The organism is Kosakonia oryziphila (genome assembly GCF_900094795.1).
GTDB lineage: Bacteria > Pseudomonadota > Gammaproteobacteria > Enterobacterales > Enterobacteriaceae > Kosakonia > Kosakonia oryziphila.
In genome coordinates this window covers 213,432-228,651 of record NZ_FMBC01000001.1, presented here as the reverse complement: position 1 = coordinate 228,651, position 15,220 = coordinate 213,432, and the positions used below count along the sequence as shown (strand labels likewise).

12 protein-coding genes and 1 pseudogene are annotated in these 15,220 nt (G+C 56.5%); 7 read left to right on the top strand and 6 right to left on the bottom strand.

Features of this window, described 5'->3' with window-relative positions:
- Nucleotides 1-66 precede the first annotated feature (66 nt).
- The 6 genes and pseudogenes from fhuB to hrpB all read right to left on the bottom strand — a co-directional run bounded on the left by fhuB (nucleotide 67) and on the right by hrpB (nucleotide 9,452).
- A complete protein-coding gene (gene fhuB / locus GA0061070_RS01090; protein WP_090132899.1) occupies nucleotides 67-2,043 on the bottom strand; it encodes a Fe(3+)-hydroxamate ABC transporter permease FhuB in 1,977 nt (658 codons plus the stop codon).
- Nucleotides 2,040-2,930, bottom strand: a complete 891-nt coding sequence (gene fhuD / locus GA0061070_RS01085) for a Fe(3+)-hydroxamate ABC transporter substrate-binding protein FhuD (RefSeq protein ID WP_090132897.1) — start codon at nucleotides 2,928-2,930, stop codon at nucleotides 2,040-2,042. Before fhuD ends, fhuB begins: the two co-directional genes overlap by 4 nt.
- Nucleotides 2,930-3,727: a Fe3+-hydroxamate ABC transporter ATP-binding protein FhuC gene (gene fhuC / locus GA0061070_RS01080; RefSeq protein WP_090132998.1), complete on the bottom strand. Its 798-nt coding sequence runs from the start codon at nucleotides 3,725-3,727 to the stop codon at nucleotides 2,930-2,932. The genes fhuD and fhuC overlap by 1 nt, the downstream gene beginning before the upstream one ends.
- Nucleotides 3,728-3,774: 47 nt before the next feature.
- Nucleotides 3,775-4,110 (bottom strand): annotated as a pseudogene (locus tag GA0061070_RS01075) (TonB-dependent receptor domain-containing protein); the annotation flags it as partial.
- 270 nt (nucleotides 4,111-4,380) lie between these two features.
- On the bottom strand, nucleotides 4,381-6,912 hold the full coding sequence (mrcB, locus tag GA0061070_RS01070; protein ID WP_090132895.1) for a bifunctional glycosyl transferase/transpeptidase: 2,532 nt from the start codon (nucleotides 6,910-6,912) through the stop codon (nucleotides 4,381-4,383).
- 110 nt (nucleotides 6,913-7,022) lie between these two features.
- Nucleotides 7,023-9,452: an ATP-dependent helicase HrpB gene (hrpB, locus tag GA0061070_RS01060; RefSeq protein WP_090132893.1), complete on the bottom strand. Its 2,430-nt coding sequence runs from the start codon at nucleotides 9,450-9,452 to the stop codon at nucleotides 7,023-7,025.
- A gap of 73 nt (nucleotides 9,453-9,525) precedes the next feature.
- Between hrpB and thpR the strand changes: the two genes are divergently transcribed.
- The 7 genes from thpR to panB all read left to right on the top strand — a co-directional run bounded on the left by thpR (nucleotide 9,526) and on the right by panB (nucleotide 15,214).
- The gene (thpR, locus tag GA0061070_RS01055; RefSeq protein WP_090132891.1) at nucleotides 9,526-10,059 is read left to right on the top strand and encodes an RNA 2',3'-cyclic phosphodiesterase; all 534 of its coding nucleotides are present in this window, start codon (nucleotides 9,526-9,528) and stop codon (nucleotides 10,057-10,059) included.
- Between the two features lie 12 nt (nucleotides 10,060-10,071).
- Nucleotides 10,072-10,776, top strand: a complete 705-nt coding sequence (sfsA, locus tag GA0061070_RS01050; RefSeq protein ID WP_090132888.1) for a DNA/RNA nuclease SfsA — start codon at nucleotides 10,072-10,074, stop codon at nucleotides 10,774-10,776.
- A gap of 174 nt (nucleotides 10,777-10,950) precedes the next feature.
- Nucleotides 10,951-11,406, top strand: coding sequence for an RNA polymerase-binding protein DksA (dksA, locus tag GA0061070_RS01045; RefSeq protein ID WP_007373199.1), 456 nt, complete (start codon nucleotides 10,951-10,953; stop codon nucleotides 11,404-11,406).
- Between the two features lie 91 nt (nucleotides 11,407-11,497).
- A complete protein-coding gene (gene gluQRS, locus GA0061070_RS01040; RefSeq protein WP_139109717.1) occupies nucleotides 11,498-12,400 on the top strand; it encodes a tRNA glutamyl-Q(34) synthetase GluQRS in 903 nt (300 codons plus the stop codon).
- Nucleotides 12,401-12,448: 48 nt separating this feature from the next.
- The gene (gene pcnB, locus GA0061070_RS01035; protein WP_208598142.1) at nucleotides 12,449-13,846 is read left to right on the top strand and encodes a polynucleotide adenylyltransferase PcnB; all 1,398 of its coding nucleotides are present in this window, start codon (nucleotides 12,449-12,451) and stop codon (nucleotides 13,844-13,846) included.
- Nucleotides 13,843-14,322 (top strand): 2-amino-4-hydroxy-6-hydroxymethyldihydropteridine diphosphokinase, encoded by a 480-nt coding sequence (folK, locus tag GA0061070_RS01030; RefSeq protein ID WP_090132885.1) that lies wholly within the window; start codon nucleotides 13,843-13,845, stop codon nucleotides 14,320-14,322. The genes pcnB and folK overlap by 4 nt, the downstream gene beginning before the upstream one ends.
- A 100-nt stretch (nucleotides 14,323-14,422) precedes the next feature.
- Entirely contained in the window at nucleotides 14,423-15,214 is a 792-nt protein-coding gene (gene panB / locus GA0061070_RS01025) for a 3-methyl-2-oxobutanoate hydroxymethyltransferase (protein WP_090132883.1), read from the top strand.
- The last annotated feature ends 6 nt before the right edge of the window (nucleotides 15,215-15,220 follow it).

The following is a 15,220-nucleotide window of genomic DNA, read 5'->3' as shown; positions in this document are numbered from 1 at the left end:
GCCGGATGGCGGACGCGCCTTACCCGGCCTGTAACAGCCCTCTCCCCGGTGGGGAGAGGGAAAAGATTAGCGGCTCTGCTTTCTTAGCAAATAGATAAAGTACGGCGCGCCGATAAACGTCGACAGCAATCCCGCCGGGATCTGGAACGGAAACATCAGCATCCGTCCGCACCAGTCAGCAAACACCAGCAATATTCCCCCAACCAGCCCCGAAATAACGATATGCGGCATCGTACGACGGAATCCCATCATCCGCGCGATATGTGGCGCCATCAGCCCCACAAAACTCAACGGGCCTATGGTCATCGTCGCGGTAGCCGTCAATGCCGCAGCCAGCAACAACAACGCGATGCGTGAAGATGTCAGCGCCAGACCAACCGCGCGCGCCGTATCGCCGCCGAGCGGTAAAATCATCAGCCAGCGACGGCAAAGCGGTGTCAATGCCAGCAGGATCACCATCATCACGCCACTACGCAGCACTTGCTCGCCCGAGGCGTTATAAGTACTACCGGAAATCCACGTCAGGATCGCCGCCATACGCGGATCCCCGCTGGCCTGCAACATCATCAGCAGCATGGTGAAGGCGGTACTGAGCGCCATCCCCGCCAGCAGCATGCGGTGCGGCGAGAATCCGCCGCGCCCGGCGGCGATCATAATGATCAACAGCGTCAGCGCCGCGCCAAGGCTCCCGGCAGGCATCAACCAGCCAAACGCATTACCGGGAACGAAGAGCAGCATCAGCACCACGCCAAAGGCGGCACCAGAGCTGATCCCTAATACTTCCGGGCTGGCCATCGGGTTACCGGTCAGGCGCTGAATAATGCAACCGGCGACAGCCAGCATCACCCCAGCGGTCAGCGCGGCAATAATGCGCGGCCAGCGCCACGGCAGTAACTCCTGCAACAGCGTACCGCTGGCCCAGTGCCAGCCTTGCGCATCGCGACCAAAAGCCAGCGCCGCCCACATCACCAGCAACAGCACCACCAGCCCACCCAGCGCAAACCACTGCACCTGCTGACGTTCAGTCGCAACATTGTCCCAGGCATCCATGGCGGGCGTATTCATACTCCGCAGACGCGGCAACAGCCACAGCAGCAGTGGTGCGCCAATCAGCGCGGTGATCGAACCGGTGGAGACTTCCATCCACACCCGCGTCAACCACCAGATGATCTGATCGGAGAGCCAGAGGATCAGTGCGCCAATCAGCGGCGCTAATAACAGACGCGCCAGCAAACGACGTGCGCCGAACATTTTTGCCAGCAGCGGCGCGAACAGGCCGATAAAACCGATAATCCCCACCGCATTCACCAACAACGCGCTTAGAACAATCGCCAGCGTCAGTGCGGCCAGTCGCGCCATCGACAACGCAAGCCCCAGATTGTGCGCAACGCCATCGTCCAGTCCCATCAGTGTGAGCGGGCGCAGCAACAGCAACGTCAGCACAGTGCAGCCGACTAACTGCGGCCACAGACTTTGTGCCACGCGCCAGTCGGTTTGCGTCAGCGTTCCGGTGCTCCACAAAAACATGCTTTGCAATTGATCGTGGTGAAACAGCACCAGCAACTGGTTGATCGCGCCGCAATAGAGGCTGACTACCAGACCGGAGAGGATCAGCGTCACCGGCGACAAGCGTTTTCCCCAGGCCACGCCAAACACCAGCGCGCCCACGACGCCAGCGCCAATCAACGCGGCAAACTGCGAGGCGCCTGGAATTGTCCATAGCGTCGTAATCGTGATGCCCAACTGCGCGCCGGTCGCCACGCCCAGCGTGGTCGGTTCGGCCAGCGGGTTACGCAATACCTGCTGGAACAACACACCAACCAGCCCAAGCCCTGCACCTACCAACAGCGAGACGACCAGACGCGGCAACAGGCTGTAATGGAACAGCATCTGATCGATCAGATTAATATCGGGAGCATGAAACGCCTGCCTCCACTGCGCGTGCGGCAGTGCAACATTTAAGTTGCTCCAGGTCAGCCAGACGGCTGCGATAAACAGCAATGCCAACAAAAAGGCCGGTAAACGTGCAATACGCTGACTCATGCCCGGCCTCCCAGCGCGTTATCCAGCACGCGGGTGAAGTGCATCGCCGACAGTGTCGCGCCATAGAACCAGACCGCCGGAACGCGCTGGAATCGGCCAGCCCGGACAAACGGCATCGCCTGCCACAACGGCGTCGCCATCAGCTTGCGCATATCCTGTTCATTACCGTGATCGAAACAGAGCACATCCACATCTTTGTACGCCGCCAACCTGTCGATACCGACCGTCACGCTACCCCAGAAGGTGGTTTCCCCCTGCCAGGCATTGCGCACGCCCAGTTGATCAAGTACCGCCTGGAACAGGCAATTCTCGGCAAACACCAACACATGGCGTGGATCGAGCAGAGTAATCATCAATAACGGACGATCGCCGCGCCGGGCAAAATGCGGTTTTATCCCGTTAATTAGCGCATCAAACTGATCGAGATGTTTTTTTGCTGCGGCTTCCAGATTCAGCATTTGCGCCATTTCGTTCAGCGAACGTCGGGCCAGCGCCAACGGTTGTTTACCGTCGCTGAAGGTAAAACCGCGCCCAGGGGCGATCTTCGCCAGTTTGGCCTCATCCGGGCCGTACCCCGCCGACCAAACCAGTAGCGAGGGTTTCATCTGCGTGAGTAATTCGAGGTTCGGTTCGGTACGCAGACCGACGTCAATCACCGAAGCGGGCAGCGACGGTTCGTTAACCCATAGGTTGTAATTATGAACATCAGCAACACCATATGGCGTGATGCCCAGCGCCAACAGCAACTCCACCGGTAGCCATTCCAGCGCCACAATACGGTACGGATCAACGGTTGCCGCACGAGCGCTGCGCAAGTGCCACAGCAGAGGAGAGAGCGCCATCGCTGTCAGTAAGCGACGACGGCTAATCGAGTGTTGATCGGCCATTAGTAGACAAAACTCACTGGTGCCGCACCCGCCGGATGCAGCAGGATGCCCATCGGGATACCATAAATATGTTCAAGAGTATCAGCACGCATCAGCGCGTCCGGAGTCCCTTCGGCAATCATTTCACCACCACGCAGCGCCACCAGATAGTCACAGTAACGCGCCGCCATATTGATATCGTGCAGCACAGCAATCACCGTCAACCCACGCTGCTGGCTTAAGCAGTGCACCAGCGCCAGCACATCAACCTGATGTGCGACATCCAGCGCCGAGGTCGGTTCATCCAGCAACAGGCAGCGGCTGTCCTGTGCCACCAGCATCGCAATCCACGCCCGCTGACGCTCTCCGCCGGAGAGGCTATCCACCAGCCTGTGCGCCAGCGGCTTGAGCCCGACCAGCGCTACTGCCTCTTCCACTTTTTCTCTGTCGGCTACGCCAAAACGCCCCAGCGCACCGTGCCACGGGTAACGGCCAATCGCCACCAACTCACGCACCGTCATCCCTTCTGCCTGTGGCAGCAGCTGCGGCAGATAAGCCACTTTGCGGGCAAACGCCTTGCTGTTCCAGCTCTCCAGCGGTTGCCCATCGAGCAGAATGTCGCCAGCAGAAGGCGGCTGATGGCGGCCGAGCATTTTCAGCAGCGTGGATTTGCCCGAGCCATTATGGCCAATCAGGCCGGTGACTTTCCCCATCGGAAACGTCAGGGAGAGAGGATGCAGCAACGTACGTCCAGGCACGCTAAAAGCAACCTTGGTCAGTTGAAAGGTGGTATCGGGAAGCGATCTGTTTTCCTGCATGATTGCCAACTTATAAAAGAGCACGGCGAACCGTGCCCGATGAAAGATTAGAAGCGGAAGCTGGTGGTCGTCACCACCTGACGTTCTGCGCCCCAGAAGCAGCCGTACTTGCTGAAGCAACTGGCAACGCATTCATGATCGAGCAGATCATTCACGTGAAGCGCGACGTTGGAGCCCGCCAGGCTAACACGCGCCAAAGCGTAGCGCACCAGTGCATCAACAACCGTGTAGCTGCCCACCTTAAAGATGTTCGCCAGACCGCCACAGCTTGAACTGGTGAGGTATCTGCCGGTTCCTAATGTCAGACCAGATAACGCGCCGTTGTAGAAGGTGTAGTCGCCCCACAGTGACGCCATATGTTCAGGTACCTGCGCCGAAGTGTTGGCTAACTGAGCAGTTTTTAGACGCGCCATTGGTTTATCTCTGAATCAATGAATTAACGATAACGTAAACGATAATTATTATTATGAGCGAAACATAATATGTGAAGCATTGCGCGCATAGCAAGCAGTAAGCTGCGCGAGGACGCCAGGGGGATTAAGAAATAACCAGATAAAAAACACGGGGTTAAAAGGTGTTTAAGAGGTCGCTATCTGAACGTTTGCCATAGCGAAAATGAAAAAACCCCGGCCTTACGACCGGAGTTTTCAGGGTTAATTACTGCCAAACATCTCTTTGATCCAACCTGCGACGCCATCGCTTTTCTGCTGTTGCTGCGGCTGTTGCTGAGGTTGCTGTTGTTGCGGCTGCTGCGGCTGCGTTGACTGATCAAACGGATTGCCAGTTTGCGGCTGTACCTGATTCTGCTGGCACAGCGTATCCGGGCTGGTTGTCCAGACCGGCAGTGAACGCGAACCGCCACCGCCGCAGACAAAGTTGCCCATGTCGTCGACACCCATTGTGGTGATGTCTTCCGGCGGCGTCAGATCCAGCGGGATCGGCGACTGGTTTTCCAGGTAACGCTGATAAATCGCCATTGCACCGCTTGCACCATAAAGCTTCGTCGGCTGGTTATTATCGCGGCCAACCCAGGTAATGGTCACTTCGCGTCCGTCGATACCGGCAAACCAGGTATCAACGTTATTGTTAGTGGTACCGGTTTTGCCAGCCAGATGCAGACCCGGATATTTCGCGCCCAACTGGCGTCCCGTACCGCGCAGAACCACCTGTTGCATGGTCCACAGCGTCATGTAAGCCGCCTGTGCCGGAACTGCACGTTCGGCCTGCGGGAAGCTCTGATACAGCACCGTACCGTCTTCCGCAATCACTGAACGCAATGCGGAAAGCGGCGCGCGGTTACCGCCGCTGGCGATGGTCTGGAACGCCTGAGCCACTTCAATCGGCGTCAGGTTTAGCGCACCGAGCAGCATCGACGGCATTCCGGTGAGCTGATCTTTCGGCGCGCCCAGTTTCAGCCAGGTATCCGTTACCGCTGGCAGACCAACCGCCATCCCGAGGTTTACCGTCGGCACGTTCATCGAACGTGTCAGCGCATCCACCAGCATCACCTGGCCGCTGAAACGGCGATCATCGTTCTGCGGCGCCCAGACCTGTCCATTCGACAACCGCAAAGAGATTGGCGCATCGGCAATCCAGGTGTTGAGGCGGTACACATTCGGCTGGCTCAGCGCCGTCAGATAGGTTGCCGGTTTCGCCAGTGAACCAATAGAGCGGCGCGCCTGCATAGCACGGTTATAACCTGCGAATTGCGGCGTCGCGCCACCAACCATAGCCCGAACTTCGCCGGTATAGCGGTCTACCACCACCATTGCTGTTTCAAGATCGCTCAGTTTGCGCTGCTTGATCAGCGCCGGAATACCTTCCACAGCGGCTTTTTCTGCCGCATCCTGCGCAACAGAATCAAAGGTAGTGAAAATCTTCACGCCGGAGAGATCTTTCACTTTATCGCCGAGCTTCGCCTGCAACTCCTGACGCACCATCTGCATAAACGCCGGTTGAGGTGAAATCACCCCGCCACGCGGCTGTACGCCCAGCGGACGAGCGCTCAGCATGTCATACAGTTCCTGATCGATGACGTTTTGCTCTTGCAGCAGACGCAACACCAGGTTACGACGCTCCAGTGCCAGTTTCGGGTTACGCCACGGGTTATAAACCGACGCCCCTTTCACCATCCCCACCAGCAACGCCTGCTGATCGAGACTCAGCTCTTCCACCGGACGGCCAAAATAGTAGAGGCTCGCCAGTGGGAAGCCACGGATCTCATTGTCGCCGCTCTGACCGAGGTAAACCTCGTTCATATACAGTTCAAGAATACGATCCTTGCTGTAGCGGGCATCCATAATCAGCGCCATATAGGCTTCGTTGGCTTTACGCCAGTATGACCGTTCGCTACTGAGGAACAGGTTCTTCACCAACTGCTGCGTCAGCGTACTTGCCCCTTGCACCGTGCGTCCGGCGGTCAGGTTGGCTAGTACTGCACGGCCAATGGAATAGAAGCTGATACCGTCATGTTCATAGAAATGACGGTCTTCGGTCGCCAGCAACGTATCCACCAGCAGGTCCGGGAAACCGTTACGCGGCACGAACAGACGCTGCTCACCATTCGGTGAAGAGAGCATCGTAATAAGGCGCGGGTCGAGACGGAAGAAACCGAACTGGCGATTACTGTCCATGTTCTCGATGGTTTCCAGACGATCGCCGTCAAAGGTCAGCCGCGCGCGCACCTGCCCCTCTTTGCTGTCCGGGAAATCAAACGGGCGACGGATCATCTCAATGCTTTTCGCCTGCACGGTAAACTCGCCGGGACGCGTCATCTTCGTCACCTGGCGGTACTGCGTGGCTTCCAGCAGTTTTACCATTTCGTTCTTGCTGATCGCCATATCCGGCTCAAGGTTGACCATGCGACCATAAACCGCAGCCGGCAACTGCCACACTTTACCATCGATACGGGCGCGGATTTTTTGATCCAGATAAACGCCATAAATAGCGCACAGCACGGCTAAAATGATGAAAATTTTCAACAGCAGCCAGAACCAACCGCGTTTGCCGCGTGGCTTCCCGCCTTTGCCTTTACCTTTTTTCGGCATCGGTTCTTCATCCTCATCATCATCATCGTCGTAATCGTCGTACTCCTCTTCCCGGAGTCGGCGACGACTGATTTTTTCTTTCGCCGGACGCACAGGTTTCCCCTTACGTCCAATTGGCTCGCGGTCATTCCCCGCCATGCTTTACTCTCCGCAACATTCAGGCGCAAGGGCCTGATTCTCAGTTCTTTTGCCAGTGGGCAGAAGAAGAAATCTCTCAATTTTTAGCGCACCGCGCTGCTCAGCCGGGCTTACGAATACTTCTTCGTACGCCGGGTCGGCGCAGTATTCGCCGGATCGTCCGGCCAAACATGTTTCGGATAGCGCCCTTTCATCTCTTTTTGCACTTCACGATAAGCGCCGTTCCAGAATGCACTTAAATCACGCGTAATTTGCAACGGCCGCTGCGCCGGGGAAAGCAGCTCCAGCACCAGCGCGACGCGCCCTTGAGCAATCGTCGGTGTGGCCGCTTCGCCAAACATCTCCTGCATGCGCACCGCCAGCGCCGGTGGGTTATCTTCATGATAACGGATGGCAATCCGGCTTCCCGTCGGCACAGTGTAATGCCCCGGCAGTTCACTATCCAGCCGTTGACGTAATGACCATACCAGGGTGTTTTGTAATGCCTGCGTAACATCCAGCGCTTTTAAATCGCGCAGCGATCGGATACCGCCCATTTGCGGCAGTAACCACTGCTCCAGATTCTCCAGTAAAGAGGCCTCATCCACGGCTGGCCAGCCCTCTTCCGGCAGCCATTTCGCCGCGCAGTGTAAACGTAAACGGTACTGCATAGCCTCCGGCGTCCAGTTCAGAACCTGCAAACCTTTCTCGCGGATGCCGTTAAGCATCGCCTGATGCAGTTCATCTTCTGAGGGTTTAGCCAGCGGCTGCACTTTCACCGTTAACTGGCCAATCCGGCTGCGGCGAAAGGCTTTTAACGTGCCTTGCGCCTCGTCCCATTCGACGGTATCCGATTGCTGCAACAGTTGCGGGCAGCGGGCGATCAGCACCTCAATATCGAGCGGCAGGGCAAGTAAAATGCGCGCATCCGGTGACTGACTTCCCTGCAATAACAACGGTGCGAGCAGCCACTCATGGCGATTTAGTGCATCGTCGGCATCCAGCGTCGCCCCCATACCGTTCGCCAGTTGATAACGCCCTTCCTGCCCGCGCCTGCGCGCAATACGATCGGCAAACGCCCCGGCAAGCAGCGGTGCCACCGCGCTGATATCCACGTCTCCTCCGCGACTTTTCAGCCTACGAGCAAGCTGGTGCGCACGCTGCTGCCAGTTTGGCTGCGTGCGCGAAAAGGCCGCGCTCAAATCACTGTTTCCGCCACGAGGCGGTTCTTCAAGGATGGCGGCCAGCATTGACGCCGTCGCGATCTCGTCATCCCCTTCAGCCGTCGCCAGCATTGCGGCCAGGCGCGGATCGTTACCCAGCGCGGCCATCCGCTGACCAAACGCCGTTAAACGTCCCTCTTCCAGTGCCCGCAGTTGCGTGAGCAACGTGCGCGCCGCCGCCAGATTAGTCGCCGGAGGCAGATCCAGCCAACAAAGTTGCGCAGGATCCTGGCATCCCCAGAGTAATAATTCCATCAATAGACCGGATAAATCGCTGTGCAAAATTTCCGGGCTGCTTTGTGCCGCCGCACGTTCAGCCTGCTCTTTACTTAATAAATGTACGCAAATCCCCGCTTCCAGACGCCCGGCGCGACCGGCGCGCTGCGTCATCGACGCCACGCTAATACGCTGTGTCACCAACCGGGTTAAGCCGCTGCGGGGATCAAAACGCGCCACGCGCTCCTGCGCGCTGTCCACCACCAGGCGAATACCTTCGATGGTCAGACTGGTTTCGGCAATATTAGTGGCGAGCACCACTTTGCGCAGCCCGGCGGGCGCAGGCAGAATCGCCTTGCGTTGCTCGCTGAGCGACAATGCGCCATAGAGCGGGCAAAGCAGCACATCGCTGCCGACACGGGCAGACAGTTGCTCTTGCACGCGTTGGATCTCGCTCACGCCTGGTAAAAACAGTAATAAAGAGCCGCGTTCCTCGCGCAGCAATCCACTAACGACCTGCGCCACAGATTCATCAAAGCGCTGATGCGCTGCCAGTGCCTGATATCGTTGCTCGACCGGGAATGCCCGCCCGGCAGAAACGATAGCAGGCGCCTGCGGCAAAAGGGCTTGCAGACGTTCATTATCCAGCGTGGCGGACATCACCAACAGTTTAAGATCGTCGCGCAGCCCCTGCTGGAGATCCAGCAGCAACGCCAGCGCCAGATCCGCCTGCAAGCTGCGTTCATGGAATTCATCAAGGATCACCAGCCCAATTCCGGTCAGTTCCGGATCCTGCTGGATAAGGCGCGTTAGAATCCCTTCAGTGACCACTTCGAGGCGCGTGTTCGGCCCTACGCAGGTTTCTGCACGCATGCGGTAACCTACGGTCTCGCCGGGTTTCTCATTCAGTAGTTCCGCCAGCCGCTGCGCCACATTGCGCGCTGCAAGGCGACGCGGCTCAAGCAGCAAAATCCGCCCATTGACCTCCCCCTGCTGCAACAGTTGTAACGGCAGCCAGGTGGATTTCCCGGCACCGGTCGGCGCGCTCAATAATACCTGAGAAGAGGGACGTAACGCAGCAAGGATATCTGGCAGAACAGCAGCAACCGGCAGTGAGGACACAAAAGCTCCAGAGGATTCACATAAGAAGGCCAGCTAGTATACCATCGCCCTAATTCATTACCGAGAACACGCCATGGCCGAATCAAAAAGGCTGTTTTTCGCCATCGAACTGCCTGCTGACATCCAGACACAGATCATTCACTGGCGCGCGCAACACTTTCCGCCCGAAGCCGGACGTCCAGTGGCAGCAGCAAACCTGCATCTGACGCTGGCATTCCTCGGCGACATCAGCGCGGAAAAGCAACGCGCGCTGGAAGGACTGGCCGGGCGCATTCACCAGCCGGGTTTTACACTTCATCTGGATGACGCTGGCCAGTGGCTGCGCTCCAGAGTGATTTGGCTCGGCTCGCGCCAGCCGCCGCGCGGGTTGCTGCAACTGGCTGATATGCTACGCGCACAGGCTTCGCGCAGCGGGTGTTATCAAAGCCCCCAACCGTTTCATCCGCATATTACGCTGCTGCGTGACGCCAACCGTGCGGTGACGATCCCGCCACCGGGATTTCGCTGGTCTTTCCCGGTCAACGAATTTTCCCTGTATGAATCGCAGTTTATCCAGGGGCGCACGCGTTACACGCCACTGAACCGCTGGACGCTTAAAACAGAATAATAAGGATTTCCTATGGAATTTATGCCGCCGCTTAAATCCGCCACGCTGATCCAGCGCTATAAACGTTTTCTGGCGGACGTGATTACCCCGGAAGGAGAGACTCTGACATTGCATTGTCCTAATACCGGAGCGATGACGGGTTGCGCGACACCAGGCGATACGGTGTGGTATTCCACTTCGACAAATCTGAAGCGCAAATATGCCCATACCTGGGAATTGACTCAAACCCGGCAGGGTGCATTTATTTGCGTCAACACTCAGCAAGCCAATGCATTAACAAAAGAAGCCATTCTCGCCGATCGCCTTGCGGAACTGACGGGATATAGCTCGCTGAAAAGCGAAGTAAAATATGGTGCGGAGCGTAGCAGAATTGACTTTTTGTTACAGGCAGAGGATCGCCGCAACTGCTATATTGAAGTGAAGTCGGTCACGCTCGCCGAGCAGCAGTCAGGCTACTTTCCGGATGCCGTCACCCTGCGAGGACAAAAGCATCTGCGGGAGTTAATGAGCGTCGCGGCCAGCGGCGATCGTGCGGTAATTCTGTTTGCCGTCCTGCACTCTGCCGTTGAACATTTTTCTCCAGCACGCCATATTGACGAGGAATACGCACGATTATTGAGTGACGCACAACGTCAGGGGGTAGAAGTTATCGCTTATAAAGCGGAACTTTCTGCCGATAATATCACTCTTAGGTTGCCGCTACCTTTTACAGTATAAAGGGCAAGCAGTTGACGGGTCAGTGATTTGTTCGCGTGCGCAAATACGCTTTTCCTCACAGCCTTGTCAAGTGTTACGTTTAGATATTTGCCATCTGTAAAAGCATCTGTTATTTATAGCGGCCTGATTTTTCCCCGACACGGGGATCGATAGTGCGTGTTAAGGAGAAGCAACATGCAAGAAGGGCAAAACCGTAAAACATCGTCCCTGAGTATTCTCGCCATCGCTGGGGTGGAGCCGTATCAAGAGAAACCAGGCGAAGAGTATATGAACGAAGCCCAGCTGGCGCACTTCAAGCGAATTCTTGAAGCATGGCGTAATCAACTCAGGGATGAAGTCGATCGCACCGTTACGCATATGCAGGACGAAGCTGCTAACTTCCCGGATCCGGTTGACCGTGCCGCTCAGGAAGAAGAGTTCAGCCTCGAACTGCGTAACCGCGATCGCGAGCGCAAGCTGATTAAAAAGATCGAGAAGACGTTGAAAAAAGTAGAAGACGAAGATTTCGGCTTCTGTGAATCCTGCGGCGTGGAAATTGGTATCCGTCGTCTGGAAGCGCGTCCGACCGCCGATCTGTGTATCGACTGTAAAACGCTGGCGGAAATCCGCGAAAAACAGATGGCGGGTTAATACCCCGCTATCACTGACGACGCATCGCTTAGGCGTGATGCGTCTTATACGGCGGGAGTGACTCCCGCCCTATATTCTTTTGCCTGTCGATATGCCTGAATCACACTATATTGGGCGCTTTGCGCCATCTCCTTCCGGTGAACTGCACTTTGGTTCATTGATTGCTGCACTTGGCAGCTACCTACAAGCCCGCGCCAATCAGGGCGTCTGGCTCGTCCGTATCGAAGATATTGATCCCCCTCGTGAGGTTCCCGGCGCAGCAGCGACGATTTTGCGTCAGCTAGAACACTATGGTCTGCTCTGGGACGGTGAGGTGTTGTGGCAATCGCAACGATATGATGCCTACCGTGAAGTGCTCGCCACTTTGCAACGTGACGGTTTAAGTTACTTCTGTACCTGCACCCGCGCGCGTATCCAGAGTATCGGCGGCATCTATGATGGTTATTGCCGCACCCGCCACAACGGCCCGGAAAATGCTGCACTACGTCTATTGCAACATCAGCCGGTGCTACATTTTGACGATCGGTTACGTGGCCGCATTATGGCCAATGAAAAACTGGCGCGGGAAGATTTCATTATTCATCGTCGTGATGGGTTATTCGCTTACAACCTGGCCGTCGTGGTTGACGATCATTTCCAGGGCGTAACGGAGATCGTTCGCGGCGCGGATCTGATTGAACCGACTGTACGGCAAATATCGCTCTACCAGCAGCTTGGCTGGCCTGTTCCAGGGTATATTCATCTACCGCTGGCGCTTAACGAGCAAGGGAATAAGCTCTCCAAGCAAAACCATGCCCCTGCCTTGTCTGGCGGCGATCCTCGCCCCATAATAATCAGGGCTTTACAATTTCTGAACCAGGATGTAACAAATGAGTGGCAGGATCTCAGCAGCGAAGCGTTGCTGAACCGGGCGGTCGAAAATTGGTCACTTTCCCGCGTGCCAGAGGGGCAGATGTTAATACATCATTCTCAAATGCGTCGCGCTGAGCTATGATTAGCCGCTATTTTTTTGTCCTGACGTTTGACACTACCGAGGTGTACTATTTTTACCCGAGTCGCTAATTTTTGCCGCAAGGTGCTAAGCCGCGAAGAGAGCATCGCCGTCGAGGCGCTGGCTCAACCGCAGATGACGGTTATTCCGCGTGAGCAGCACGCTATTTCCCGCAAAGATATCAGTGAAAATGCGCTCAAGGTGCTCTATCGTCTGAATAAAGCGGGCTACGACGCTTACCTGGTAGGCGGCGGCGTGCGCGATTTATTGCTGGGCAAAAAACCAAAAGATTTTGACGTCACAACCAGCGCCACGCCGGATCAGGTACGCAAACTGTTCCGCAACTGCCGGCTGGTCGGCCGCCGTTTCCGTCTTGCACACGTTATGTTTGGCCCAGAAATCATTGAAGTCGCCACCTTCCGTGGACACCACGACGAACAGCAAACCGATCGCTCTATTTCCCAGCGCGGCCAGAACGGCATGCTGCTGCGCGACAATATCTTCGGTTCCATCGAAGAAGATGCCCAGCGTCGCGACTTCACCATTAATAGCCTTTATTACAGCGTTGCCGATTTTACCGTGCGCGATTACGTCGGTGGTATGCGCGATCTGGAAGAGGGCGTGATTCGCCTGATTGGCACCCCGGAAACCCGCTATCGTGAAGATCCTGTGCGCATGCTGCGCGCGGTGCGCTTCGCCGCCAAGCTGGGGATGCGCATCAGCGAAGAGACGTCCGAGCCGATCCCGCGTCTTGCCACATTAATTAACGATGTTCCGCCCGCGCGTCTGTTTGAGGAATCTCTCAAGCTATTGCAGGCGGGCTATGGTTACGACACCTACCGCTTGCTGCGCGAATATGGCCTGTTCCAGCCCCTGTTCCCGACCATCACCCGCTACTTCACCGAAAAAGGTGATAGCCCGATGGAGTGCATTATTGATCAGGTGCTGAAGAATACCGACAACCGTATCCACAATGATATGCGCGTCAACCCGGCGTTCCTGTTTGCCGCTATGTTCTGGTATCCGCTGCTGGAGGATGCGCAGCGCATTGCACAGGAAGGCGGGTTTGCCTATTACGATGCGTTCGCGCTGGCGATGAATGATGTGCTGGATGAAGCCTGCCGTTCGCTGGCCATTCCCAAACGCATTACGGCGCTTATCCGTGATATCTGGCAGCTTCAGTTGCGCATGTCTCGTCGCCAGGGCAAACGCGCCTGGAAGCTGATGGAGCATCCAAAATTCCGCGCCGCTTACGATCTGCTGGCGCTGCGCGCCGAAGCGGAAAACAACGGCGAGCTGCAACGTCTGGCGAAATGGTGGGGCGAATTCCAGGTTTCTGCGCCGCCCACACAAAAAGATATGCTGGATGATTTAGGCGAAGAGCCAGCCGAACGCCGCCGTCACCGTCGTCCTCGCAAACGTACGCCGCGCCGTGAGGGCAGTGCGTGACCCTCGCTTACATCGCGCTGGGCAGCAATCTCGCATCGCCGCTTGATCAAGTTAACGCGGCGATTGCCGCCCTCGGCGAAATCCCGCAAAGCCGCATTGTGGCGGTCTCTTCGCTCTATCGCACTCCCCCGCTCGGGCCGCCGGATCAACCGGATTATCTCAATGCGGCTGTGGCGCTGGAAACAACGCTTGCGCCGGAAGCGCTGCTCGATCACACCCAACGGATTGAGTTGCAACAGGGCCGCGTACGTAAAGCGGAGCGCTGGGGGCCACGCACACTCGATCTCGATATCATGCTGTTTGGTGCCTTAACACTGAATACGCAGCGCCTGACTGTTCCACATTACGATATGAAAAACCGAGGCTTTATGCTGTGGCCGCTGTTTGAAATCGCCCCCGATCTGCACTTCCCGGATGGCACTTCGTTGCGCGCCACGCTGGAACAGCTCAACGCGCCAAAACCCGACGCCTGGTAATTTTCTCCTGCCGCCTCTTTGGGATGGCCTAAAATCATTGCCCACCTGAGTGTTACTGATAGAATGCGCCAAAACACGCTTTGAACTATCAGGAAATACTATGAAACCTACCACCATCTCCTGGCTGCATAAGTGTAAACAGGATAAGAAACGCTTCGCGACAATCACCGCTTACGATTACAGCTTCGCCAAACTGTTTGCCGAAGAAGGGATCAACGTGATGTTGGTTGGCGATTCGTTAGGGATGACGGTACAAGGTCATGACTCCACCCTGCCCGTTACCGTGGCAGATATCGCTTATCACACACAAGCGGTACGCCGTGGTGCTCCGGCATGTCTGCTACTCGCCGATCTGCCGTTTATGGCGTATGCCACACCAGAACAGGCCTTTGAGAATTCCGCCATCGTAATGCGCGCAGGCGCCAATATGGTGAAAATCGAAGGCGGTCGTTGGCTGGCACCGACGGTAAAAATGCTCACCGAACGCGCGGTGCCGGTGTGCGGCCATCTCGGCCTGACGCCGCAATCCGTTAATATTTTCGGCGGCTACAAAGTTCAGGGTCGCGGCGACGCGGCTCAGGGACTGCTTGACGATGCGCTGGCGCTGGAAGCCGCAGGAGCGCAACTGCTGGTGCTGGAGTGTGTGCCGGTTGAGCTGGCGCAGCGCATTACCGCCGCATTAACCATTCCGGTGATTGGCATTGGCGCAGGCAATGTTACCGACGGGCAGATTCTGGTTATGCATGACGCTTTTGGTATCACTGGCGGCCATATTCCTAAATTTGCTAAAAATTTCCTCAATGAAGCAGGCGACATGCGCGCAGCGGTCAGGCAGTATGTTGCCGAAGTCGAGTCCGGTATCTATCCGGGCGAAGAACACAGTTTCCATTAAGGAGTC

What these genes read in the sequence shown, in the direction of transcription:
- sfsA (WP_090132888.1), top strand. Translation starts at nt 10,072, where the DNA reads ATGGAATTTATGCCGCCGCTTAAATCCGCCACGCTGATCCAGCGCTAT.
- fhuB (WP_090132899.1), bottom strand. Translation starts at nt 2,043, where the DNA reads ATGAGTCAGCGTATTGCACGTTTACCGGCCTTTTTGTTGGCATTGCTG.
- fhuD (WP_090132897.1), bottom strand. Translation starts at nt 2,930, where the DNA reads ATGGCCGATCAACACTCGATTAGCCGTCGTCGCTTACTGACAGCGATG.
- thpR (WP_090132891.1), top strand. Translation starts at nt 9,526, where the DNA reads ATGGCCGAATCAAAAAGGCTGTTTTTCGCCATCGAACTGCCTGCTGAC.
- mrcB (WP_090132895.1), bottom strand. Translation starts at nt 6,912, where the DNA reads ATGGCGGGGAATGACCGCGAGCCAATTGGACGTAAGGGGAAACCTGTG.
- fhuC (WP_090132998.1), bottom strand. Translation starts at nt 3,727, where the DNA reads ATGCAGGAAAACAGATCGCTTCCCGATACCACCTTTCAACTGACCAAG.
- panB (WP_090132883.1), top strand. Translation starts at nt 14,423, where the DNA reads ATGAAACCTACCACCATCTCCTGGCTGCATAAGTGTAAACAGGATAAG.
- dksA (WP_007373199.1), top strand. Translation starts at nt 10,951, where the DNA reads ATGCAAGAAGGGCAAAACCGTAAAACATCGTCCCTGAGTATTCTCGCC.
- gluQRS (WP_139109717.1), top strand. Translation starts at nt 11,498, where the DNA reads ATGCCTGAATCACACTATATTGGGCGCTTTGCGCCATCTCCTTCCGGT.